This is a genomic window from Nocardioides turkmenicus (assembly GCF_011045035.1).
GTDB lineage: Bacteria > Actinomycetota > Actinomycetes > Propionibacteriales > Nocardioidaceae > Nocardioides > Nocardioides turkmenicus.
Genome location: NZ_JAALAA010000009.1, coordinates 184,231 through 207,384, shown reverse-complemented (window position 1 = coordinate 207,384; position 23,154 = coordinate 184,231). Strand labels below are relative to the sequence as shown.

Annotated in this window: 17 protein-coding genes and 2 tRNA genes; 9 read left to right on the top strand and 10 right to left on the bottom strand. The window is 70.4% G+C overall.

The window, feature by feature from the left end:
• The first annotated feature begins 12 nt into the window (after positions 1-12).
• Positions 13-960: a helix-turn-helix transcriptional regulator gene (locus G5C66_RS12895; protein ID WP_165111360.1), complete on the top strand. Its 948-nt coding sequence runs from the start codon at positions 13-15 to the stop codon at positions 958-960.
• Here the strand turns inward: G5C66_RS12895 and G5C66_RS12890 are convergent.
• Genes G5C66_RS12890 through G5C66_RS12880 form a run of 3 tightly spaced genes read right to left on the bottom strand, consistent with a single transcriptional unit; the run spans position 949 to position 3,030 of the window.
• Positions 949-1,509: a GNAT family N-acetyltransferase gene (locus G5C66_RS12890; protein WP_165111359.1), complete on the bottom strand. Its 561-nt coding sequence runs from the start codon at positions 1,507-1,509 to the stop codon at positions 949-951. The two genes, G5C66_RS12895 and G5C66_RS12890, sit on opposite strands and share 12 nt — an antisense overlap.
• A gap of 9 nt (positions 1,510-1,518) precedes the next feature.
• Positions 1,519-2,271 carry a serine hydrolase gene (locus G5C66_RS12885; protein ID WP_165111405.1) on the bottom strand — a complete coding sequence of 251 codons (753 nt, stop codon included), beginning with the start codon at positions 2,269-2,271 and terminating at the stop codon, positions 1,519-1,521.
• A gap of 30 nt (positions 2,272-2,301) precedes the next feature.
• Positions 2,302-3,030 (bottom strand): hypothetical protein, encoded by a 729-nt coding sequence (locus G5C66_RS12880; RefSeq protein WP_165111358.1) that lies wholly within the window; start codon positions 3,028-3,030, stop codon positions 2,302-2,304.
• Positions 3,031-3,093: 63 nt separating this feature from the next.
• On the opposite strand from G5C66_RS12880, the gene G5C66_RS12875 reads away from it, so the two are divergent.
• Positions 3,094-3,450, top strand: a complete 357-nt coding sequence (locus G5C66_RS12875; RefSeq protein ID WP_165111357.1) for a sterol carrier family protein — start codon at positions 3,094-3,096, stop codon at positions 3,448-3,450.
• A 9-nt stretch (positions 3,451-3,459) separates the two neighbouring features.
• Positions 3,460-4,806, top strand: a complete 1,347-nt coding sequence (locus tag G5C66_RS12870) for a dipeptidase (RefSeq protein WP_165111356.1) — start codon at positions 3,460-3,462, stop codon at positions 4,804-4,806.
• Here G5C66_RS12870 and G5C66_RS26835 read toward each other — a convergent pair.
• From G5C66_RS26835 to G5C66_RS12855, 3 genes are all read right to left on the bottom strand, one after another.
• Positions 4,803-6,542, bottom strand: a complete 1,740-nt coding sequence (locus G5C66_RS26835; RefSeq protein ID WP_165111355.1) for an ATP-binding protein — start codon at positions 6,540-6,542, stop codon at positions 4,803-4,805. The genes G5C66_RS12870 and G5C66_RS26835 overlap by 4 nt on opposite strands.
• Before the next feature lie 208 nt (positions 6,543-6,750).
• Positions 6,751-8,565 (bottom strand): ATP-binding protein, encoded by a 1,815-nt coding sequence (locus tag G5C66_RS26830; protein ID WP_165111354.1) that lies wholly within the window; start codon positions 8,563-8,565, stop codon positions 6,751-6,753.
• 77 nt (positions 8,566-8,642) lie between these two features.
• On the bottom strand, positions 8,643-10,532 hold the full coding sequence (locus G5C66_RS12855) for a sensor histidine kinase (RefSeq protein WP_165111353.1): 1,890 nt from the start codon (positions 10,530-10,532) through the stop codon (positions 8,643-8,645).
• 179 nt (positions 10,533-10,711) lie between these two features.
• Between G5C66_RS12855 and purF the strand changes: the two genes are divergently transcribed.
• Both purF and purM read left to right on the top strand, forming a co-directional pair.
• On the top strand, positions 10,712-12,229 hold the full coding sequence (purF, locus tag G5C66_RS12850) for an amidophosphoribosyltransferase (RefSeq protein WP_165111352.1): 1,518 nt from the start codon (positions 10,712-10,714) through the stop codon (positions 12,227-12,229).
• A gap of 14 nt (positions 12,230-12,243) precedes the next feature.
• Complete coding sequence (purM, locus tag G5C66_RS12845; RefSeq protein ID WP_338144161.1) at positions 12,244-13,311, top strand: phosphoribosylformylglycinamidine cyclo-ligase; 1,068 nt, start codon at positions 12,244-12,246, stop codon at positions 13,309-13,311.
• A 105-nt stretch (positions 13,312-13,416) separates the two neighbouring features.
• Here the strand turns inward: purM and G5C66_RS12840 are convergent, their stop codons facing one another.
• Positions 13,417-15,552, bottom strand: a complete 2,136-nt coding sequence (locus tag G5C66_RS12840) for a PhoX family protein (RefSeq protein ID WP_338144160.1) — start codon at positions 15,550-15,552, stop codon at positions 13,417-13,419.
• A 299-nt stretch (positions 15,553-15,851) separates the two neighbouring features.
• Between G5C66_RS12840 and G5C66_RS12835 the strand changes: the two genes are divergently transcribed.
• Positions 15,852-16,043: a DUF3073 family protein gene (locus G5C66_RS12835; protein WP_165111350.1), complete on the top strand. Its 192-nt coding sequence runs from the start codon at positions 15,852-15,854 to the stop codon at positions 16,041-16,043.
• 42 nt (positions 16,044-16,085) lie between these two features.
• On the opposite strand, the gene G5C66_RS12830 is transcribed toward G5C66_RS12835, so the two are convergent.
• From G5C66_RS12830 to G5C66_RS12820, 3 genes are all read right to left on the bottom strand, one after another.
• On the bottom strand, positions 16,086-17,402 hold the full coding sequence (locus tag G5C66_RS12830) for a glycoside hydrolase family protein (protein WP_165111349.1): 1,317 nt from the start codon (positions 17,400-17,402) through the stop codon (positions 16,086-16,088).
• Positions 17,403-17,435: 33 nt separating this feature from the next.
• On the bottom strand, positions 17,436-20,882 hold the full coding sequence (locus tag G5C66_RS12825) for an SCO7613 C-terminal domain-containing membrane protein (protein ID WP_165111348.1): 3,447 nt from the start codon (positions 20,880-20,882) through the stop codon (positions 17,436-17,438).
• A 122-nt stretch (positions 20,883-21,004) separates the two neighbouring features.
• Positions 21,005-21,078, bottom strand: a tRNA-Phe gene (locus G5C66_RS12820).
• Between the two features lie 115 nt (positions 21,079-21,193).
• Here G5C66_RS12820 and G5C66_RS12815 point away from each other — a divergent pair.
• The 3 genes from G5C66_RS12815 (at position 21,194) to G5C66_RS12805 (ending at position 23,139) form a co-directional block, all read left to right on the top strand.
• Positions 21,194-21,266, top strand: a tRNA-Glu gene (locus G5C66_RS12815).
• Positions 21,267-21,373: 107 nt separating this feature from the next.
• Entirely contained in the window at positions 21,374-22,507 is a 1,134-nt protein-coding gene (macS, locus tag G5C66_RS12810) for a MacS family sensor histidine kinase (RefSeq protein ID WP_338144159.1), read from the top strand.
• A complete protein-coding gene (locus G5C66_RS12805; RefSeq protein ID WP_165111347.1) occupies positions 22,480-23,139 on the top strand; it encodes a response regulator in 660 nt (219 codons plus the stop codon). The genes macS and G5C66_RS12805 overlap by 28 nt, the downstream gene beginning before the upstream one ends.
• The last annotated feature ends 15 nt before the right edge of the window (positions 23,140-23,154 follow it).

Here is a 23,154-nt window from a genome sequence, read left to right as displayed (position 1 = left end):
AGAGTCGACGGCATGAGCACGAGCGCCCGGATGCTGCAGCTGCTCTCGCTGCTGCAGACCCACCGTTTCTGGCCCGGCACGGAGCTGTCCGTACGCCTCGAGGTCAGTGAGCGTACGCTGCGTCGCGACATCGAGCGGCTGCGCGATCTCGGCTACGACGTCGATGCCACCCGCGGGGTGGCCGGCGGCTACCAGCTCCGGGCCGGCAACGCGCTGCCGCCGCTGCTGCTCGACGACGAGGAGGCCGTCGCGATCGCGGTGGGGCTGCGCACCGCCGCGGCCGGCCTGGTCGCCGGGATGGGCGACACGTCCGCCCAGGCGCTGGGGAAGGTGGTCGCGCTGATGCCGCCGCGGCTGCGTCGGCGGATGGACGCGGTCGCCTCGCAGACCGACTCGCTCCCCTGGGGCGGCCGGGTGCCGTTGGACGCCGGCGTGCTCGGCGTCCTGGCCCAGGCCTGCCGCGACGACGAGGCCCTCACCTTCACCTATCAGGCGCCCGAGGCCGAGCCGACCCGGCGTCGCGTCGAGCCGCACCGGCTGGTCACCATCGGCAACCGCTGGTACCTCCTCGCCTACGACCGGGTTCGCCACGACTGGCGCTCCTTCCGGGTCGACCGGATCAGCGAGTCGACGACCACCGGCCAGATCTTCCGTCCGCGGGAGATCCCCGGCGGCGACGCCGCGAGCTACGTGCAGGCCGGGATCCGCTCCCGGTCCGCGGTCCACGACATCTGCGTCCTGATCCACGTCGAGCCCGAGGTGGTCGCGCGGCGGGTGGGGCGCTGGGGTGAGGTCGAGCCCGCCGAGGGTGGCTGCCGGCTGCGGATGCAGGCCGACGACCTGGGCTGGCCGATGATGATCCTCGCCGGGGTCGAGGCCGAGTTCACGGTCGAGCAGCCCGCCGAGCTGGCCGAGATGGTCCGGCAGGCGGGGGAGCGGTTCGTCCGCTCAAGCCCCTGAATCGGCGGAGCGACCTAGCCATTCCTCGCGCAGCAGCCCGTAGACCACCAGGTCGCGGCGCTCGCCCGGGTAGGCCTGCGCCCCGCGCATGGTGCCCTCGTGGGTGAACCCGAGCCGCTCGGCGACCGCCCTGCTGCGCTTGTTCATGACCGAGGTGTCGATGATCGCCCGGGCGATGTCGTACTCGTTGAAGAGCACGTCGAGCAGCGCCGAGACGGCCCGGGTGACCAGGCCACGGCCCTCGTAGGCCTCGCCGAGCCAGTAGCCGATGGTCGCGGACTTCTCGTAGAGGTTGATCCGCGCGGTCGTCGCGCCGGCGACCTCGCCGTCCTGGCGGATGACGCACGGGATCGCCTCGCCCTTGACCCACTGGGTGAGCAGGTAGGTGCCGAAGCTGGAGATGCTGATCATGGACTGGTCGCCGTGCGCCCACGGCTCCCACTCGCGCAGATGGTCGAGGTTGGCGTTGATGAGCCGGTGGACGGCGAAGTCGGTCGATCGGTCGCGCAGGACCATCTCCGCGCCGCTCCCGAGGTCGATGCTGAACAAACTGTGCTCCTACTGGGCCGGACCGGGACCTGCAGCGTAGCCGTCCTGCAGCGCATCCAGGAGCAGCGTGCCGTAGGCGCGCATCTGTCCCAGCACCGGGACGACCTCCCCCTCGAAACGGCAGATGACCGCGTACGCCGCCCGCCGGCCGCCCACGTCGAGCAGCCCGACCTCGGCTCGGACGCCGTCGTCGGTTCCGGTCTTGCTCCACACCTGGAGCTCGTGGTCCGGCTCGGTGTGGGCCAGCGGGTCCAGGCCGAAGGCCGAGGAGACCATCGACAGGTCCGTGGACGCCGCCAGCCAGGACATCACGGTCGGGTGCGGCGTACGGAAGTAGGAGACCCAGTCGGCGGCACAGCCGATGGAGAGCATCGGCGGGTCCTCCGGCGTCCGTACGTCCCGGACGGAGTCGTGCAGCATCGACCCGCCCGGGGCGAGCCGAGCGGCGACGGCCTGGACCGGGGTGAGACCGACGTGGTCGAGGAGCACGTTGGTGGCCAGGTTGTCCGAGACCGAGCCGACCAGTCGGGCACAGTCGTTCAGGGTCAGCGCGGGGACGTCGAGGTACTGCCACAACCCGCTGTCTGCCACCGGCGCGACGCTGTCCTTGCGCAGCAGCAGGTGGCCGAGCGACGGGTCGTCCTCGAGCAGCTCGGCGAGGTGGTGGAGCAGGAAGATCTTGCCGACGCTGGCGGTCGGCAGGAGACGGTCCGGGGTGGACTCGACGAGGGTCTTGCCGGAGCCGGTGTCGACCGCGAGGATCGACCACTCCGTGAACTCATGCGGGTGAGCCTAAACAGAAGAAGACGACTGGTCTTCGCGCAGCTCGCCCACGACCTGGATCTTCTGCCAGATCTTGCGGGAGAGATCGACGGTGAGGCGCTCGACGGTGCTGACCGTGTCGAGGACGACGTTGTCCTGGGAGTCCTCGGCGCAGAGCGCGGCCGTCTTGCCGACGAGGCTGAGCAGCTCCGAGCAGTACTCCAGGTAGTGGATCAGCTCGTCGGCGTCGAGGGTGAGCTCGCCGCTGGCCGAGGTCGCCGTGAACCCCGTACGCAGCCGCTCGGGGTCCTTGGCGAGCTGGTGCATGTCGATGATGTGGGCCAGCGACCGCAGCCGGTGCAGCAGCCGCAGTGCGCGCGACCGCAGCAGCCGCTCCGGGATCGTGTAGAGGAAGAAGATCGCGACTGCGGCGAAGACGAGGTCGTTGACCGTGCTCTCCATCAGCGGCAGCCACTGCACGCCGGTGAGGGTCTCGTCGCCGAACGCCGTCGCGAGGCCCCAGACGATGGCGACCAGCGTCAGCACGAGGACCGCGACGATCAGCGTCCGCGAGACCGCACGCGTCCACACCAGCCGCCGGCGGAGCCGTTCCCCGACGCCGGAGGAGCCCCGGATCAGGCCGATCAGCTGCTCCGCGACCTTCACCAGGCCGCGGTCGGGGAAGCGTGCCGCGATCCGTCCGCGCAGCGTCTCCGCGGTCCTCAGGACCATCTCCGACTCGAGTCTCTCCAGTCCCACGTCACCGGAGCGTAGTGCTCGCGCGTCGCCGTCGTGGGAAACTGCCACCGATAGGCTGGCGACGTGCCAGCCCGACTCAAGCCCGCGGCCGCCGCCGACGTGGCCGAGGCTCTCGATCGCGTCCGCGCCGAGGAGCCCGCCAAGGCCGACCTACGACTCCTCACCAAGCACTATCTCGCCCTGCTCGAGGAGCGCGCGCCGGGGAAGAGCGTCGAGGTGCGCGTCCCGCCGTACGCCGCGGTGCAGTGCATCGAAGGGGTCAGGCACACGCGCGGCACCCCGCCGGCGGTGATCGAGACCGACGCGGCCACCTGGATCGCCCTCGCCACCGGCGCGATGACCTGGTCCGAAGCCGTCGACCAGGCCCGGGTCAGGGCCTCGGGAGAGCGCACCGACCTGTCGGCGTACCTGCCCTTGTAATCTCACCCTATGACCCTCTCCACCGAAGACATCAAGACCCGTGTAGACGAGCTCTTCCCGGGGATCCGCAAGGACCTCGAGGACCTGGTGCGGATCGAGTCCGTGAGCGCCGATCCCGAGCGCCTGAGCGAGGTGGAGAAGAGCGCGGAGAAGACCCGCGACCTCTTCGCGGCCGAGGGCTTCGAGGTGGAGATCGTGCGTGCCTTCGACGGCGCCCCGCCGGCGATCGTCGGTGAGAAGAAGGGCCCCGAGGGCGCTCCGACGGTGCTGCTCTACGCCCACCACGACGTCCAACCCGAGAACGACCACGCCGACTGGGACACCCCGCCGTTCGAGCCGACCGAGGTGGGCGACCGCCTCTACGGACGCGGCGCGGCCGACGACAAGGCCGGCATCGCGGCCCACATCGGCGCGATCCGCGCCCTCGGCGACGACCTGCCGGTCACCGTTCGGCTCTTCATCGAGGGCGAGGAGGAGGTGGCGTCCGCGACGCTTCCGCAGCTCCTCGAGAAGTACCAGGACAAGCTGAAGGCCGACGTCATCGTCATCGCCGACTCCGGCAACTGGGACATCGGCGTCCCGGCGCTGACCACGTCGCTGCGCGGCCTCATCCGCGTCGACGTCGAGCTCCGCACCCTCGGCCACGCCGTCCACTCCGGCATGTGGGGCGGTCTGGCCCCCGACGCGATCATGGCTCTCGTACGTCTTCTCAACACCCTCTGGGACGAGGACGGCGCTCCGGCGGTCGAGGGGCTCGTCTCCGGCCCTGCGGCCGACGTCGAATACCCCGAGGAGCGGCTCCGCGCCGAGTCGGGCGCCATCGCCGGCCTGCAGTGGGTCGGCAAGGGCAGCGCGGTCGAGCGGATGTGGACGCAGCCGGCGATCACGATCACCGGGCTGGACGCTCCCAAGGTCGACGGCGCCTCCAACACGCTGTCCCCGAGCGCCCGCGCCAAGGTCACCATCCGGATCGCCCCGGGCGACTCCGGCGAGAACGCCGTCGCCGCGCTCACCAAGCACCTCGAGAAGCACGTCCCGTGGGGCGCCGAGCTGACCACCAAGGTCGTCGACACCGGTGAGCCGATCGCCCTGGACGCGACCGGCCCGGCCTACGACGCCGCCCGTGCCGCGTTCACCGAGGCCTGGGACGGCACCGCCCCGATCGACATGGGTGTCGGCGGCTCGATCCCGTTCATCGCGGAGTTCCTGGAGGCGTTCCCGCAGGCCAGCGTGCTGGTCACCGGCGTCGAGGACCCCGACACCCGCGCCCACGGCGCCAACGAGGGTCTCCACCTCGCCGAGTTCCGCCGGGTCGTCGTCGCCGAGGCGCTGCTTCTCCAGAAGCTGGGCGTCTAGGAGACACCGGGCAGCGTCAGCGCCACCCGGGTGCCCTCACCGGGGCGGGAGTCGAGCTCGACCAACCCGTGGTGGCGGCTGGTGATCTGGTCGACCAATGTCAGCCCGAGCCCAGCTCCGCGCGAACCACCGAGCGCGGAGTTGGTGCCTCGGTAGAACGGCTTGTAGACCTCGGACTGCTCCTCGTAGGCGATGCCGACACCGGCGTCGGCCACGATGATCGTGACCTCGCTGCCGGCGCTGTAGAGCATCACCTGCACCCGTGACCCGCGGTAGCTGTAGGTGAGCGCGTTCTTCACCAGGTGGAGGAAGGCGGCCCGCAGCTCGCGCGGGTCACCGACGACGTACGCCGGACCGGTCGGCGTCGTCAGGACGCACTCGATGTCCTTCTGAGCGGCGTCGGGATCGAGCTCGTCGAGCACGTCGTCGAGCATCTCGGAGACCTCGATGGTGGTCTGGCCGGGCGCGTTGGCCGGGTCGCTGATCCGGGAGAGCAGCAGCAGGTCGCTGACGATGCCCTCGATCTGGGCGCTGCGTACGGTCAGCGTCTCCACCTGGACGATCCACGGCAGGGTGTTGGGCTGCTCGTCGCTCAACGCGGCCAGCGACGTGCCGAGCGCGTTCACCGGGATCCGGAGCTCGCGGGCGACGGCCTCGATCAGCTGGTTGCGCTCGCGGTCGGCGTCGGCGAGCTGCTGGGCGAGGTCGCGCTCCTGGGTGTAGGCGTTGGCGGTGAGCACGATGCGGCCGAAGTCGCGGCCCAGCTCCATCGCCAGCCTGCCCTCGGCATCGGTCCAGGTGGGCCGGCCGGGGGAGCGGAGCAGGACGATGTGGCCGAGCCACTCGTGGTCGGCGCCGACCGGAACCACCAGCGCGCTCTCCGCCCCGAGGGTCTCGAAGAACCTGTCGACGACGGCGGCCTGCTCGTTCCACTCCGCGGAGTCGGTGATCCGATCGCGGCACAGGATCGCGTAGGTGCCCTCGGCCCAGTAGCGGGTCGTGTTCCGCGCGGTGAGCGCCGCCAGGCCGGGGTCGGGCTCCCAGTCGAGGCCCGGCGTCGCGTGCACCACCATCGCCCGGCGGGGGCCCTTGGTCGCCATCCAGATCCCGTCGGCACCCAGGCCGCGGATCAGCGCGTCGTGGCTGGCGTCGAGCACGTCGGCCAGGCTGAGCTTGGAGCTGGCGTCGCGCAGGAACTCCTTGGCGGTCTCCAGGTTCGCGGCACGCTCGTAGAGCCGCTCGCGCTCGATGTAGCCGAGCACGACCCGCCGGGCACGTTTCGCGAACCGGTTGAGCACCCGACGCTGCGTGAAGTCCGGCCGGCGGCCGCTGACCGGCATGTCGATCGAGAGGCATCCCTGGAGGGAGCCGTCGTCGCCGTAGATGGGCGCGAGCAGCATGTCGTGGGGGTGCCAGGCGTCGGGGGCGTCGATCATGTTGGTCGTGGAGACCCAGCTGCCCTCGTGGAGGTTCACCCGGTCATGGGGGATGAACCGCCAGGCGCCCCAGTTCTCGCCGCGGGAGAGGTTGATCTGCACGTCCGCGAGCGGCCACCGGGCGCCGAGGACCTCCTCCGCGGTCTCGCGCCGCCCGTGGGCGGCGTTCAGGCCGCTCGTGAAGCCGTGGATCGCGACCATCTCGACCTCGTCGCCGCGGACCACGTTGATCGCGGCGATCCCGAAACCGAGCAGCTCGCAGATCCCCTCGGCGATCATCTGCAGAGCGGGATCGGCCACCGGCAGCGACGTCCTGCTCGGCGTGCTCCGCGGCACGTCGAGGGCATCGACTGACTGTTGTGGGGGCATCCTTGCTCTCAGGTAGGTCGGTCAGGGCGGTGTTGCAACGGCGTGGCAGTCCTGAGGACCTGGGCACCACGGAGTGTTGCACGAAACACCCAACCTGTGCAGGCGTCGGGCGCCGTCTCGACCAGATTGTGACGTTCGGTTAACCGAACGAGATCATGTCGTTGGCCAGCGGAAGGACGAGCGAGACGCGGGTGCCGGTGCCGGGCTCCGAGCGCAGCGTGACCCGGCCGTCGTGGCGGCGCGCGACCCGGTCGACGATGCTGAGCCCGAGGCCGACGCCCTTCCGGCCACCGATCGCCTGGCTGCTGCCGCGGTAGAACTCGGTGAAGACCTGCATCTGCTCGGCTGCGGGGATGCCGACCCCGTTGTCGGTCACCGAGATCGCGGCCTCGTTCGCGCTCTCCACGATGTAGAGACGTACGTGACCACCACGGTGGGTGTAGACCAGCGCGTTGTCGACCAGCCGCAGGATCGCCGCCTTGATCTCGCTGCGGTCGCCCAAGACCTGCACGCTGTGGGAAGGCACGTCGATGGTCACCTCGATGCCACGCTTCTCCGACTCGTACGTCCTCTGCTCGAAGATCTCGCGGAGGAGAGGCACCAGGTCGACGTAGGCCAGGGTCGGCCGGGACGAGGGGTCGGAGAAGCGGGAGAACAGCAGCAGGTCGTCGACCATCGCGACCAGCTGGTCGGACCGGCTGATCAGGTTGCCGACCTGCTGGAACCAGGCGGTCGAACCGCGCTCCTCGTGACGCAACGCGTCGATGCCGGTGGTGAGGGCGGAGAGCGGGTTGTGCAGCTCCTGCGCCACCGACTCGATGAGCTGGCTGTGCACCTTGTCCGCGGTGGCGAGCCGCTGCGCGAGGTCGCGCTCCTGGGTGTAGGCGTTGGAGGTGAGGACGATGCGGCCGAAGTCGCGCCCGAACTCCATGGCGAGACGTCCCTCGGCGTCGGTCCAGCGTGGCCGGCCCGAGCCGCGCAGCAGCACGAGGTGGCCGAGCGCGGTGGTCTCCACGCCGATCGGCACGACCAGGAGCGAGTCGGCCTCGACCGCGTCGAGGAACTCGAGCCCGATCTTGGCGAACATCCGCTGCTCCGGGTCGCTCTGGTGCAGCCGGTGGCGGAGGAGCTCGCGGTTGACGATCGCGTGCTGGCCCTCGTTCCAGAGCCGGGTGGTCTGGTAGGCCTGGCCCGCGGCGATGTTGCCGCTGTCGTTGGCGTTCCACCGGAGGCCCGGCGAGGCATAGACCACGGACCCGCCGTCACCGGCCTGAGCCTGCACGTAGAGACCGTCGGCGTCGAGACCTCGGCTCATCGCCTCCTGGGTGGCCTCGAGAACCCCCTTGAGGCCGAGCTGGGAGTTGGCCTCGCGCAGGAAGCTCTGGGCCTCGAGCAGGTTGTTGGCCCGCTCCTCGAGGTATTCGCGTTGCAGCGTGAGCAGCACCGCCCGTTTCGCCTGGCGCGCGAACCGGTTGAGGATCCGCTGCTGCCGCCTCCCGGGGCGGCGGCCGTTGGTGGGACGGTCGATGGAGAGTACGCCGACGAGCTCGCCGTTCTCGTCGTAGAACGGCGCCAGCAGCTCGTCGAGCCGGTGCCAGTCCTGCGGGTCCTTGAGGATGTCCTCGTCGGTGTCGGGGACCCAGTAGCCCTCCGCCTCGCCGATGGTGTTCTTCTCGTGCGGGACGAACTTGATGTCGCCCCAGTCCTCGGACATGTCGAGCAGGTCGGTGACGACCGAGACCGGGAACCGGGTGCCGAGCATCTCGGCGACGGTCATCTCGCCGTCGGTCGTGTGACCGGTCTCGTCACCGTACGCGGCGACTATCTCGAACTCGTCACCTCGCCGGATGTTGATGACGGCGGCGCCGAAACCGACGAGCTCGGTCACGCCCTCGGCGATCAGCTGCAGGCCGGGATCCGGGGTCGGGTACGCCTCGGAGGCGCCGTCTGGCACGTCCGGACCCTCTGAGGGCGTACTGGTCATGAGCTCTCCGCCGAGATGAAAATGCAACCCGTTCCCGGGGCGTCAGGTTAAACAATGGGCAGCGTCACACGGAATGTGCTTCCCACGCCAGGGGTCGAGTCGACCGATATCAGCCCCCCACGGCGGCTGACGATGCGTGACACGATCGTCAGACCGAGGCCGGTGCCCGGTTGCTTGAGGGCGGTCGGGTTGGTCGAGCGGAAGAACTCGGTGAAGAGCCGCTCCTGGTCCTCCGGCGAGATGCCGAGGCCGTGGTCGGTCACCCGGAGCTCGAACCAGCCCGGGCTGGTGCGAGTGCTCACGATGACCTGGCCGCCGTCGGGACTGTATTTGATCGCGTTGGTCACCAGGTTGATCACGACCCGGTCCAGGTCGCCCGGAGCGAGGGTCACATGGACGTCGTCGGGCGGCATCTCGAAGACGAGCTCGTGGGCGTCGCTGGTCGGCATCTCGGCGCTGAGCTGGCTGTAGACCTCCTCGAGCACGCGCGCGACCTGGATCGGCACGGTGGTCGGCAGGTGGTCGGGGTCGGAGACCTTCGACAGCATCGCCAGGTCGGCCACGATCTTCTCCGTGCGGTCACGGTTGCGGGTGAGCGCGGTCAGGACCTCGGCGTACTCCTCCTCGGACTCCGCGTAGGGCAGCGACTCGATGTTCCACCGGAACGCGGACAAGGGGTTCTTCAGCTCGTGGGCGACCGTCGCGATCAGCCGGCTCTTGTGGGCCTCGAGCTCGCGCAGGGAGTCGACCGCCGCCTTCTGGCGAAGGTAGGCCCGGGAGTTGTGGACGACGCGGCCGAAGTCGCGGCCGAGGTCGGCGGCGGTGATCAGCTCGAGCTCGCTCCAGTGGGGCTTGTCGGGACCACGGCCGAGGAGCATCGCGCCGTACCAGGTCTGGCCGGAGCCGATCGGGACCCCGACGATCGAGCCGACCTTGTAGTGGCGGATCCACTCCGTGATCCGCTGCTGCGCCTCCGGGTCGGGGTGGGGCAGTCGCTCGGCGCCGTCGGGGGTCTGGACGGTGATGCTGCGCTGGTCCCACAGGTATTGCCCGTACTCGACCATGAACGGGCTGGTCAGGTCGCCGATCGGGAGCTTGAAGTCCTCCCGGTAGACCTTGGTGCGGATGCCCCGGCCACCCGGCTTGGACATGTGGAGCCAGAAGTCGGTCAGGTCGAGGACGTCGACCAGCCCGGTGCTCAGCGAGTTGAGGATCTCGTCGGGGTCCAGCTCACGCCCGGCGCGGCGGATCACGTCGCGGGCGGCCTCCGCCAGGCGTACCTGCTCGGAGAGCTCCTCGCGCTCCAGGGCGAGCAGGATCGCGCGCTGGGCCTGCACCGCGTGGCGACTGAGCACGGCGCGCTTCTCCCGGTCGGGGCGCAGGCCGTCGGTCGGGATGTCGACCATCAGCGTGCCGCGAAGCCTGCCGGTGTCGTCGCGCAGCGGCGCGACCAGGAGGTCGAGGGGGTTCCACGCGCCGGCGGCACCGCTGGGCGCCATGGCAGGAACCCAGCCGTACGCATCGGCGGGCGACTCCAGCCGCTCCGCCGGCACGAACTTGAAGGTGCCCCAGTCGTCGGCCCGGGCGAGATCCGCCTCCAGTTGCTCGATCGGGGTGACGGTGCCGAGCAGGTCGGCGCGGGCGGACTCCTGGCCGGAGACCACCACCATGTGGAGGTGGCCGTCGGCCCGGGCGACGCTGATCGTGGCCATCTCGAACCCGGCCAGCGCGGTCAGGCTGTCGGCGATCAGCTGAAGGTCGGAGAGGTCTTCGCCCGGGGTGAGAAGACCACCGATCTCTGCCAGATCGGTGGTGATCGTCGTCATCGTCGTGGTGAGGTCGCTCCTGGCGCTCTTCCCGCCCAACGGTGGTGGGGCGAATCCCGGCGGCACCGTCAGACGGTGACCGCCGGCGGGCTTGGGCGCAGGAGATGTCATCGGGTCGATTATCCGGGAAGACCGTCCCGGGCGGTAGGGCAGACGTGGATAGTTCTTTGCATTCATGATCCCCAGACGTTCATGTGACCACTCTTACAGGACGGTCAAGGGTTCGTGGATCGCCAGAGTGCGGCCTTACACTCGATGCCGTGGTCAACCTCACCAGCTCAGGTAGGCACGTGTCCCGACGCAAGGGTGGCGACGGCCGGCTCACCGCCGCTCTCGACCCCCACGACCAGGGTCCCCAGGACCACTGCGGAGTCTTCGGTGTGTGGGCGCCGGGCGAGGACGTCGCGAAGCTGACGTACTTCGGCCTGTACGCGCTGCAGCACCGTGGCCAGGAGTCGGCCGGCATCGCCGTCAGCAACGGACGCCAGATCCTGGTCTACAAGGACATGGGCCTGGTCAGCCAGGTCTTCGACGAGCCGACCCTCGAGTCGCTCAAGGGCCACGTCGCCATCGGCCACGCACGTTACTCCACCACCGGCGCCTCGGTGTGGGAGAACGCGCAGCCGATCTTCAAGCCGACCCCGGACGGCTCCGTCGCGCTGGGCCACAACGGCAACCTGATCAACGTCGCCGAGATGCGTACGGCCGTGGAGGCGCTGCCCGAGCACTCCGAGGGACGCCACGCCCCGGTGTCCACCAACGACACCTCGCTGCTCACCGAGCTGCTCGCCTTCCACCCCGACTCCTCGCTGGAGGCGCGTGCGCTGGAGGTGCTGCCGACCATCCGCGGCGCCTTCTCGCTGGTGTGGATGAACGAGGACACCCTGTTCGCCGCGCGTGACCCGCAGGGAATCCGCCCGCTGGTGCTCGGGCGTCTCGACCGCGGCTGGGTGATCGCCTCCGAGGACGCCGCCCTGGCCACCGTCGGCGCGAGCGTGGTGCGCGAGGTCGAGCCCGGCGAGATGATCATCATCGACGAGTCCGGCCTGCGCTCGGTGCGCTTCGCCGAGGCCGACCGCAAGGGCTGCGTCTTCGAGTACGTCTACCTGGCCCGCCCCGACGCCAACATCGCCGGCCGCAACGTCCACGAGTCCCGCGTCGAGATGGGCCGCGAGCTGGCTCGCGAGTACCCGGTCGACGCCGACCTGGTCATCCCCGTGCCCGAGTCCGGCATCCCGGCAGCCACCGGCTACGCCCTCGAGAGCGGTCTGCCGTTCGGGCAGGCGTTCGTGAAGAACGGCTATGTGGGACGTACGTTCATCCAGCCGTCGCAGACCCTGCGCCAGCTCGGCATCCGGCTCAAGCTCAACGTGCTCGAGCACATGGTGCGCGGCAAGAAGGTCGTCGTCGTCGACGACTCGATCGTGCGCGGCAACACCCAGCGCGCCCAGGTCCGGATGCTGCGCGAGGCCGGTGCGCTCGAGGTGCACGTGCGGATCTCGTCGCCGCCCGTCAAGTGGCCCTGCTTCTACGGCATCGACTTCGCCACCCGCGCCGAGCTGATCGCCAACGGCCTCTCCGTCGAGGAGATCGCCGCCTCCGTCGGTGCCGACTCGCTGGGCTACATCTCGCTCGACGGGATGATCTCGGCGACCCGTCAGGAGCGCTCGTCGCTGTGCACCGCCTGCTTCACCGGTGAGTACCCCGTGGAGCTGCCCGACCAGAGCATGCTCGGCAAGCACCTCCTCGAGGTGTCGCTGCAGTCCCCGACCGCGGGCAAGGCCCTGCCGGTCCTGAACAACCCGTGATCGGAGATCCATCAGTGAGCCAGACCGAGCCGACCAACGCGTACGCCGCAGCAGGTGTCGACATCCACGCCGGTGACCGCGCCGTGGATCTGATGAAGGTCTGGATCGAGAAGTCCCGGCGCCCCGAGGTGCTCGGCGGGGTCGGCGGCTTCGCCGGTCTCTTCGACGCCTCGGCCCTGAAGGCGTACGAGCGGCCGCTGCTGGCCACCTCCACCGACGGTGTCGGCACCAAGGTCGCGATCGCGCAGGCGATCGACAAGCACGACACGATCGGGTTCGACCTGGTCGGCATGGTCGTCGACGACCTGGTCGTCTGCGGCGCCGAGCCGCTGTTCATGACCGACTACATCGCCACCGGCAAGGTCGTCCCGGAGCGGGTCGCGGCGATCGTCAAGGGCATCGCGGAGGCCTGCGTCGAGGCCGGCTGCGCGCTGGTCGGCGGCGAGACCGCCGAGCACCCGGGCCTGCTGGCCGCCGACGAGTACGACGTGGCCGGCGCGGCCACCGGGGTCGTCGAGGCCGACAAGCTGCTCGGTGCCGACCGGGTCGAGGCGGGCGACGTCGTCCTCGCCATGGAGGCCTCCGGTCTGCACTCCAACGGCTACTCCCTGGTCCGCCACGTGCTGCTCAACTCCGGCGCCTACACGCTCGACCAGCAGGTCGCCGAGTTCGGCCGTACGCTCGGGGAGGAGCTCCTCACCCCGACCCGCGTCTACGCCAAGGCCTGCCTGGACCTGGCCCGCGGCACCCGCACCCACGCCATGTCTCACGTCACCGGCGGCGGCCTCGCGGCCAACCTGGAGCGGGTCATGCCCGCGGAGCTCTCCGCGCGCATCGACCGCACCACCTGGACCCCCGCCCCGGTCTTCGACCTCGTCCGCCGCACCGGCTCCATCGCCCTGGAGGACCTGGAGATGACCCTCAACTGCGGCGTCGGCATGGTCGCCCTGATCGCCCCCGAGGACGTCGACGAGGCCGTCCGCATCCTCGCCGGCTACGACATCCGCGCCTGGGCCGCCGGTGAGGTCACCGCGACCCCGGGCGGCAAGGTCGAGCTCACCGGGGCGTACGCGGGCTGGTGAGCTCGTAGGAATACCCGGTTAACCGGGTATTCCTGCACTTCTCTGGCATTGCAACACCTGAGAAGTGCAGGTTTCACCGGTTAACCGGGTATCCCGTTCAGCCGATCAGGCCTTACGCACCTGCACGACCGACGGCCGCGGACCGGCGAACTCGCCCTCACCGGCGGTGCCCTCGACGTAGTCGGGGAAGCGCGAGTTCGGAGCCTCCCAGGTCCCCTCCTCGCCCGGGTGCTGGACGGCGACGAAGACGGAGCCGTCACGGTCGTGGATGACCGGACCACAGGTCTCGGCGTCGCGCGGCACCGAGAGGAACTGCTGGACGTGGCCGCGCTCGGGGCCCTCCAGCGGAACCTTGAAGAGACCGTCGTTCTTCTGGATCGAGCTCGGCGCACCGTCGGTGGAGATCCACAGGTTGCCCTCGGAGTCGAAGGCCAGGTTGTCCGGGCAGGAGACCGGGGAGACCTTGTCCTGCGGGTAGCCCGCGAAGTAGGTCGACCCGTTCACCGCCGGGTCACCGGCGACGATCACGAGGTTCCAGCGGAAGACGCGCGAGGTGTGGTCGCCGTCGTCCTCGGTGATCTCGATGACGTGGCCGTCGCGGTTGGTGTTGCGCGGGTTGGCCTCGTCGGCGGCGGCCTTGCCGGTGGTGCCGCGCTGGGAGTTGTTGGTGCACGCGACGTACACCTTGCCGGTCTTCGGCGAGGGCTGGACGTCCTCGCAGCGGTCCATCTTGGTGGCGCCGGCCTTGTCGGCGGCGAGGCGCGTGTAGACCAGGACCTCCTCGACGCTCATCCCGGCGACCTTGCTGCGGCCGTTGACGACGAGCGGGATCCACTGGCCGTAGCCGTCGAACTTGCCGTCGCTCGGCAGCGTGCCGGTGCCGTCGATCTCGGCGGCGGGGGAGTCGCCGTGGAAGCGGGCGACGTAGAGGCTGCCCTCGGTCAGCAGATCGAGGTTCTTCGCCCGGTTGTTGGGGTCGTACGTCCGCTTGGAGACGAACTTGTAGAGATAGTCGAAGCGCTCGTCGTCGCCGGTGTAGGCCACGACCTTGCCGTTCTCGGCGATGACGACGTTCGCGCCCTCGTGCTTGAGGCGGCCCAGCATGGTGTGCTTGCGCGGCGTCGAGGTCGGGTCGGTCGGGTCGATCTCGACGATGTAGCCGAACCGGTTCGGCTCGTTGGCGTAGTCGGCCGAGCGCGCGTCGAAGCGCGGCTCGATGGCCTCCCAGCCGTAGGTCGAGGCCTTGTCGGCCAGGCCGTAGCGCTTCTCCTCTGCGGAGGTGCCGGTGGCGCGGAAGTAGCCGTTGAAGTTCTCCTCGCCCGACAGGATCGTGCCCCACGGCGTGGTGCCGCCGGCGCAGTTGCCGATCGTACCCAGCGCCACGGTGCCGGTCGGGTCGGCGGCGGTCTTGAGCAGGTCGCTGCCGGCCGCGGGACCCGTGATCTTGAACGGGGTGGAGGCGGTGATGCGGCGGTTCTTCGGAGCCGAGGGGACGTACGTCCACTTCTCGCCCGGCGCGGAGCGCTCGAGCTCGACGATGCCGAAGCCGTGGGCTGCCATCGCGATCTTGAGCTGCTCGGTGGCGTCGAGGCCGGGCGGGAACATGATGCCGGCGTTGACGTACTCGTGGTTGCAGCACAGCAGGGCCTTGGTGCCGGCCTTGTTGGTCACGATGACGTCGGTGTAGTCGTTGTTGTAGCCCCAGGCGAGCGCCTGCTTCTCGGCGGTCTGGTTGTTGACGTCGAACGGAACGCCGCCCGGCAGGATCGGGTCGCCCCAGCGGATGATCGGGTCCCACGTGTAGCCCTGCGGGACCACGAAGGTGTCCTCGGTCGACGCGACCGGGGTGATCGCCTTGAACGGCAGGTTCGTACGTCCGGCCGAGCCGCGACCGGCGGCGAGACCCGCCTGGACGGGGCTGGCGGCGGCCGCCAGACCGCTGCCGCCGACGGCGAGGGCGACGGCGCCCGCACCGGCGAGCCCGAGCGCGTGGCGGCGGCTGAGCGCCTTGCCGGCGATGTCACGGAAGTAGCCGTTGTCGGAGGTGTTCGGCGCGGGCTTGGCGCACGCGCTGTCGCACTTGAGGGCACAGGTCACGGCGCTGCGCTTGCCGCGCGTGTGGCCGGCCATGGGCAGGAGGGACAGCATGGTGCGGCGGCCGTTCGTGACGGCGGGCGCAGCCTGGTCGCTGCTGCACGAGGGACAGGCGGTGTCGGTCTGGATGTCGCTCAGTTCGGTCACTGCATTTCCGTTCAAGACGCGTTTTGTCAGGTCTCCCAAGAATCGGAAGGGAGGCTATGCGCGGCGAGACAACCGACCGGCCCCGCAATCTGTCGTCGAAGTGAACGGGGGATGACGAGTCACGGGGCCGGTCATCAGGCGGGGAATCGTGTGACGTCGGTAACATTCGCTGCTAGCGAACGCATTTTCGACACCCCGGCGTGCGGATTCTTGGGAGTAACCGGTAGCGTTGTCCTTACGAGAAACCTGTGAACAGCCCGGGACTATCCCGGCCAAGTGCGACGAGGGGGCTGGACCCTATGGGGCGCGGCCGAGCGAAAGCCAAGCAGACGAAGGTCGCACGCGACCTGAAGTACCGGACCTATGAGACGGACTTCGGGGCCCTTGCGCGCGAACTTCACGGTGATGACGACACCAGTCAGAAGTCCGGTCAGCAGCCGGACGACTATGACGACTGGTCGGACTACGACGCGGGATCCTCGCGCGACTAGGATCGGTCGACCAAAGCGGTGACGCCTTGGTCGACAGCATCCTCAGTCCGATCGACCTCGTGTCGATCGGCTCAGGACAACCTCCCCGTGAGTGCCGTAACCGGGTAGGCGACCGCCGTGAGGCGTGCCGTCGAAGGCGACGTGCAACCACTCCTCCCCGAGCGGGATCAGGGTGGGCCACGGAAGGTTCGTGACGTACTCCGATCGGAGCTCTGCGACCTCGTTGAGGTCCAGGTCGAAGATCGGGTAGCGAGCGCGGACGCGACGCGGGTTGTCGCGTCCGTCGCTGGCGCCTACCACGACTGTGCCGCCCAGCGGGACAAGCGTGGTGCCCTCGGTGGCCGTCCGGTCGGTTCGTGCTGCCCGCAGGCTGAGCGCGTCCAGGCTCGGCCCGGTGGCGAGCATGGGATGGAAGTCGAAGTACTTCCTCGCGCTCACGTAGCCGACCAGCCACTCGCCGTCGTGGCGCACCAGGTGGGGGTCCCAGACCCCGACCGACGCGACCCCGTCGGTGGGCAGCGCCAGCGGTGCCGCGTCGAGGACGTGCTCGCCACGCGTCAGGTCCGCGCGCGAGCGGGCGATCGCGACCCCGACGGGGCTCCAGGGCTTGCTCGGATCCGTCTTGTCGGGCGCCTTGAACCCGCCCCAGGTGCTGGTCGTGACCAGCCACTCGTCCCCGTCACGGACGAGATGGGTCGCGTGGTCGCCGTAGACCAGCCCGTCCCGGCGGAAGTAGAGCGCGCCCCGATGGACCATGTCGTACGTCGCCGGGTCCAGCGCCCACACCGAGGTGTGCGCGGTGGGGAAGAAGCCCGGCCCGGCGCTCGTGGCGGTGAGCAGGACGCTGCCGTCGTCGTCGAGGAACGGCGAGCCGTCGGCGTACGTCACGACCCGGATGTCGCGCAGGCCGAGTTGCCCGAAGGCGCCGGTGCGCACGTTCTCGGCAGCACCCTCGTGGCCCGTCGAGAGGCGGGCGAGCCAGGACTCGTCACGTGGCTCGATCCCGAGCTCGGAGAGGTCGACCCGTGCCCTCGCCACCCATTCGCCACCTTCCTGGGTCAGCGCGGTCAGCATCGTCCCCGTCAGCGTCAGCGCGAACCGCTCGACCCCGCGGCCGGTCCGGCCGTGGCGTCGGCTCGCGTGAGACGTACGCCGCGCCCCGGTCGTCACCGCCAGCGACACCCGTCGCCCGTCGAAGACGCCGGTGAGCACATCCTCGCCCGAGGTGAAGGTCAGTGTCACCGGGCCGGCACAGGCCGCCTCGATCGCGGCGTTGGCCGCGGGCCGGGACGGGCTGGTGGACTCGACCGCGATCGTGATGGGGCGCTGGCGACGTACGATCTCGAATTCGGGGAACATCGGCTCCAGTCTTCCGGGCACCTGGCCTTTGATCTAACGCAGCCCCCGGACATAGGCGGTCGCCCGCCGCAGATCGTGGAGACGCGCCTCCCAGGTGATGCCGAGGAAGAGCAGCAGCAGTCCGGCGGCGCCGAGCACCCACCACTGCCGCAGAGACTCCGCCGACGGCATCTGCGCCAGGGCCAGGACCGAGGCGACCAGGGCGCCGCCGACCAGCGGCGCCGCCCAGCGCAGCCAGGCGCCGCCGATGATGAAGGCGAGGCACGCGATGCCGAGCACCGCGGTTCGCATCGAGACCGGGTCCTGGAGGGCTGCCGGGACGGACGGGATGAGCGCCAGGAAGACGCCAGGCCCGAGGACCGGCAGCGAGGCGACCTCCCGGTCGAGGCGCAGCTTGACCACACCGAAGACGATCAGCGCGATCGCGGGCGGTAGGGTGTAGGACTCCCAGGTCGCGACCGAGGTGTCGACCAGTCGGATCCACAGCGCGATGGTGGCCAGCGAGGCGCCGACCCAGCCGAGCCAGCGGCGCTCGTGATGGGCGATCGCGTGCGCCGAGACGGCGGCTCCGGCCAGGATCAGCAGGATGCTCAGCCAGGGGAGGTCGACGCCGCGCTCGCCGACCGCGGTCGGTCCGTCCGGGGTCAGCACGATCGTCGGGCCGAGGCTGACGGTGCCGACGACGATCGTGACGACCGCGGCCACCGCGGCGGCGATCTCGGCCGAGGGCAGCAGGCGGAAGATCGTGACGAGGGTCAGGATGACGATGATCCCGGCCGCGGCGTACGGCTTCGCGATGTCGTTGAGGTCGGCGAACATCCAGCAGAACGCGGTCAGCGTGACGACCCAGTAGGGGGCGGTGACGGCCTTGGTCTGCAGCTCCCGAGTGAGCCGGTCGACGGCGACCGCCGCCGCGGTGAGCACACCCGCCACGATCAGCGCGAGCAGCTCGTTGCCGAAGGCGGCGCCGAGGGAGCCGAGGCCGAGCAGGCCCGCGACGGTGAGCCTCGGGCCCGACTGCTGCGCCTCGTGACGCAGGATCGTCGCGATGCACATGACGCCGGCGATCAGCAGCAGGATCGCCAGCCAGTCGGTGTCCAGCCGCCAGCCGTCGGTGAAGGTACCCAGGACGACCGACACCAGGGCACCGGTCGCGGCCGCGGCCTCGGTGGAGGGGCTGCGGCGTACGAGCACGACGGCGCCCATCGCGACCACGATCACGACCGCGGTGTAGGGGCGCTCCACGTCGGCCAGCCGGGCCGCCTGCCACACGGCGGCTGTCAGGGCGAGGATCCAGTAGGCCGTCGCGACCTCCTTGGTCGCGCCCGACTGCACCCGGTCGACGATGACGGCGAGGACGGTGAGGATGATGGTCACGGCCAGCGCCAGCACGTCGCCGGAGAGGACGGCCGCTGAAGCCGCGCCGATCCCGACGGTGCCGGCCACGGCCAGCGCGGGAGGCTGGCGGTGGTGCAGGCCGATGGCCGCAGCCAGGACGGTGGCGATGGTCAGCATGACCGCCGCCCAGGTGACGTCGACGGCGCCGATCCCGATCGAGATCGCCCCGCAGGCCGCGGCGGCCCACCAGCCCGAGGCCCGGAAGCGGAAGAGCGTGATCAGGCCGAGGACCGTGACGATCGCGCACGCGGCCCACTGCCGCTCCACGTCGATCAGCGGCGCCAGCGACCACAGGCCGAGGGTGAGGGTCGCGACCGAGTAGCTGGCGGCGACCTCGCGGTCGGGGCCGAGCAGACCCTGACCCGCGTACGCAGCCGCGCCCGCCAGTGCCAGCGCGACCACCACGGTGAGCAGGTCGCTGGGCAGCGCCGCGGCGAGGGCGATCAGACCGAAGATGCCGGCCGCGAGGAGCCGTGGCCACCGCTCGGCCCACCAGGCCAGCGCGACCGCGACGCCGAGCAGCAGCAGGGCGGGCACCAGCAGCGGCATGCCGTAGCAGGCGGCGGTGATCGCCAGCCCGGTGACGCCGCCGGCGATGAGGATCCAGCTGACCGTCTCCCGGTAGCTGCGGAACGCGGGCGGGTTCAGCCGGTAGAACCAGGCGGTCCCGAAGGCCATGATCGCGGCCATCGCGGGCAGGGTCAGCCAACCGGGCAGCAGCGGCTCCGGCCCGGTGACCCGGGAGAACGCGGACTCGGTCCAGGGCACCGCCGCGAGGCGGATCGAGGCGGAGACCGCCAGGACCAGCACGGCGAGGCCGAGAGCGATGGCGTACGGAGTCAGCGCGGCGGCCGACCAGCGCCAGGGACGCGGCATCGCCATCAGCGCGCCGGCGGCGACCAGGGTGACCACGATGCCCACGACCGTCAGCGTGACCGCGCCGTCGTCGAGGGCGGGCTGGGTGAAGGTGTAGGCCGCGATCAGGAGCGAGACGCCGACCATCGCGACCTTGGCGTCCTTGGGCAGCGGGAACAGCAGCGCGACGACCGCCAGCACCGCGGCGGCGCCGAGCAGCAGGGGCAGCGTGCCGCCACGCAGCAGCTCGGAGCCGGTCAGCGCCGGGTCGGTCAGGCCGCGTACGAGCAGCATCAGCCAGAAGCCGGCCATCACGACCATGGCACCGATCGTCAGCGCCTGCAGGTCGGTCTTGCTCGCCACGATCACCACGACGAGCGCGATGACTGCGGCGACCAGCGGGAACCAGATCAGGTCGGAGATGAGCTCGAGGCCGATCAGGGCGGTGAGCACGCCGGCCGCGGCCGCCACCTGTGGCCCGATCACCGAGGTGAGCTTCTCGGTGCGCGCGCCCACCAAGGACATCGCGGTGCCGGCCAGGAAGACGGCGACGCCGACGATCACCAGGAAGCCACGGTCCCAGTCGGCGCCACCGAGCCAACCGGCGTACTTCATCCCGGCTATGTCCAGGGCGAGCAGTCCCAGCGCCAGGGTCCAGACGCCTTCGGTGCCGGCACGCAGCTCGAGATGCAGCAGCAGTGCGCCACCGATCGTGAAGAGCGCGGTGAAGACGAGCAGCATCGTGGTGCGGCCACCGACGCCCATCGCGGCCCAGGCGACCGCGAGGAAGATGACGCCCGCGACCAGCAGGAAGAGCACGCCGACCCCGACCAGGATCAGCGGCACCGTGATCGGCGCACGCCGCGCCGCGGGCGCGCCCGGGAACGGCGCCGGCCCGGCGGGTGCGCTCGCGGCGGGCGCGGCCAGCGGAGCAATGACCGGCTCGGGCTGGGCGGGCTCGGGCTGGATCTGCGGAGGCGGCGCCGAGGGCGGTGCGGCGACCGGCAGCGGAGCGGGCGGGGGCGGCGTGGTCGGACGTGCCGCGCGGCTCGCCTCCTCCCGGATCGAGCGCAGCCGGGTCATGAGTACGTCGGCCCGCAGCAGCGTCCCGTAGAGCTCTTGGGCGACGGCGTTCTCCAGCGGCAGCCCGCAGTGCGGGCACGGGCTGGTGCCGGGCTCGAAGGCCTCCCGGCAGTCGGGGCAGCGACCAGGATCGGCGTACTTCACAGCCAACCATCCTTGCGTAGTTCCGCCGATGCGGGTGCGGGAAACGCAGAGCAACGGAACAGCGCCGCGAAATGCCGACCGGCTCCGACCGATAACTGCTGGTCGGAGCCGGTTGGTGCTTGTGGGCAGGGGCGGGGTCGAACCGCCGACCTATCACTTTTCAGGCGATCGCTCGTACCAACTGAGCTACCTGCCCAAGCGAGGTGAAACATTACCGGAAACGACCGCGACGTTCCGAATCGGGACCCCCAGGCGGACGTACGGCCTCGCTTTGGCGGCCCTGGACGCGGGCCTCTAGGATGTCCCGGCAGGCCCCCTTCGTCTAGCGGCCCAGGACCCCGCCCTTTCACGGCGGTAGCGCCGGTTCGAATCCGGTAGGGGGTACACAGTCTCTTCATGTCCCGAGTCTCGTCGCCGCGCAGCACCCCGGCATCCGCACGGATACTCATATCCGAGGCGTACGCCGCCGGGTTGGTGCCACACTTCGGTCTGTGAGTGCGTGGACGTCGCCGGCGGCGATCGAGGTCGAGAGCCGGCTCTTCCGTGCTCTCGCGGTCCTGCGGGTGGTCGTGCTGATCAACGCCGTCGGGCTGACGATCTACCGGGCCGGTAACTTCGTCTCGCCCGCAGCCGCGCTCGTCTGCGCGCTCGTCATGGTCGGGTGGACGGCCTTCGTCGTCTGGGCGTACGCAGCCCCGAGCCGCCGCACGGCCGCGCTCGTCGGCGCCGACCTGGCGATCGCGCTCGGACTCCTGCTCGTGACCCCGCTGGTGAAGAGCCCGGCGTTCCAGGCGAGCGTGCCGGGGTTCTGGGTGAGCGGCGCGCTGCTCGCGTGCGCGATCCACTACCGCTGGATCGGTGGCCTGCTGGCCGGTGTCGCGCTGGCGGCGGCCGACCTCGGGCTGCGGCAGCAGAACGACCAGTCGATCTACGGCAACGCGTTCTTGCTGGTCATCGGGGGCCCGGTGGTCGGTTACATGTGCGAGTCGGTGCAGCGGATGGCGATGGAGCGCGACCAGGCCGAGCGTGCTGCCGCGCGGGCCGAGGAGCGGGCGCGGCTCGCGCGAGCGGTCCACGACGGTGTTCTCCAGGTGCTCGCGCTCGTCCAGCGCCGCGGCGGCGAGCTCGGCGGTGACGCCGCCGAGCTGGGCAGGCTCGCGGGGGAGCAGGAGCGGGAGCTGCGCGCCCTGATCCGTGGGGAGCAGCCCGGTCGCGGCCCGGCGGCCGGACTGGCTCATGGGATGGTCGATCTGGCCGCCGCCCTCACCGAGCTCGAGACCGGCACCGTGACCGTCTCCGGGCCGGCGACCGCCGTCGAGATGCCTGCCGACCGGGCAGGGGAGATCGTGGCGGCGACCCGCGCGGCCCTGGACAACGTACGCCGCCATGTCGGCGAGGATGCGCGCGCCTGGGTGCTCCTGCAGGCCTTCCCCGATCATGTCGAGGTCTCGGTGCGCGACGAGGGCCCGGGAATCCCCGACGGTCGCGTCGCGGAGGCGGAGCAGGACGGCAGGCTCGGCATCGCCGGGTCGATCCGTGGCCGGATCCTCGATCTCGGGGGCACGGCCGAACTCATCACGGGAGGGACGGGAACGGAATGGGAACTGACAGTTCCGCGAGGGTGATGGTCGTCGACGACCACCCGATGTGGCGTGACGCGGTCGAGCGCGACCTCGCCGGCGCCGGGTTCGAGGTCGTCGCGACCGCCAGCACCGGCCGCGAGGCGATCACCCGGTTCGCCGCGACCAGACCGGGGGTCGTGGTCCTGGACCTGCAGATCCCCGAGCCCGACGGCGTCCAGGTCACCACCGAGGTCGTCGCGCTGCACCCGTCGACCAAAGTGCTCATCCTGTCCGCCTCGGGCGAGCAGAACGACGTGCTCGCCGCGGTCAAGGCCGGCGCGACGGGCTACCTGGTCAAGTCGGCCTCGCGCGAGGAGCTCCTGGAGGCTGTGGAGTGTGTCGCCGCCGGCGAACCGGTCTTCACCCCCGGCCTCGCCGGGCTGGTCCTGGGCGAGTTCCAGCAGAGTGCCGCCACCGAGGTACGCGGCGACAAGCCCACCCTCACCGACCGTGAGACCGAGATCCTCAAGCTGGTCGCCAAGGGACTGAGCTATCGCCAGATCGCGGACCGGCTGGTCCTCTCCCACCGCACGGTCCAGAACCACGTACAGAACACGCTGCGCAAGCTCCAGATGCACAACCGGGTCGAGCTCACCCGCTACGTCATCGAGCAGGGCCTCGACGGCGACGACTGACGTGTCCACCGCCCG

What these genes read in the sequence shown, in the direction of transcription:
- G5C66_RS12895 (WP_165111360.1), top strand. Translation starts at nt 13, where the DNA reads ATGAGCACGAGCGCCCGGATGCTGCAGCTGCTCTCGCTGCTGCAGACC.
- G5C66_RS12870 (WP_165111356.1), top strand. Translation starts at nt 3,460, where the DNA reads ATGACCCTCTCCACCGAAGACATCAAGACCCGTGTAGACGAGCTCTTC.
- G5C66_RS12855 (WP_165111353.1), bottom strand. Translation starts at nt 10,532, where the DNA reads ATGACATCTCCTGCGCCCAAGCCCGCCGGCGGTCACCGTCTGACGGTG.
- G5C66_RS12835 (WP_165111350.1), top strand. Translation starts at nt 15,852, where the DNA reads ATGGGGCGCGGCCGAGCGAAAGCCAAGCAGACGAAGGTCGCACGCGAC.
- G5C66_RS12830 (WP_165111349.1), bottom strand. Translation starts at nt 17,402, where the DNA reads ATGTTCCCCGAATTCGAGATCGTACGTCGCCAGCGCCCCATCACGATC.
- G5C66_RS12805 (WP_165111347.1), top strand. Translation starts at nt 22,480, where the DNA reads ATGGGAACTGACAGTTCCGCGAGGGTGATGGTCGTCGACGACCACCCG.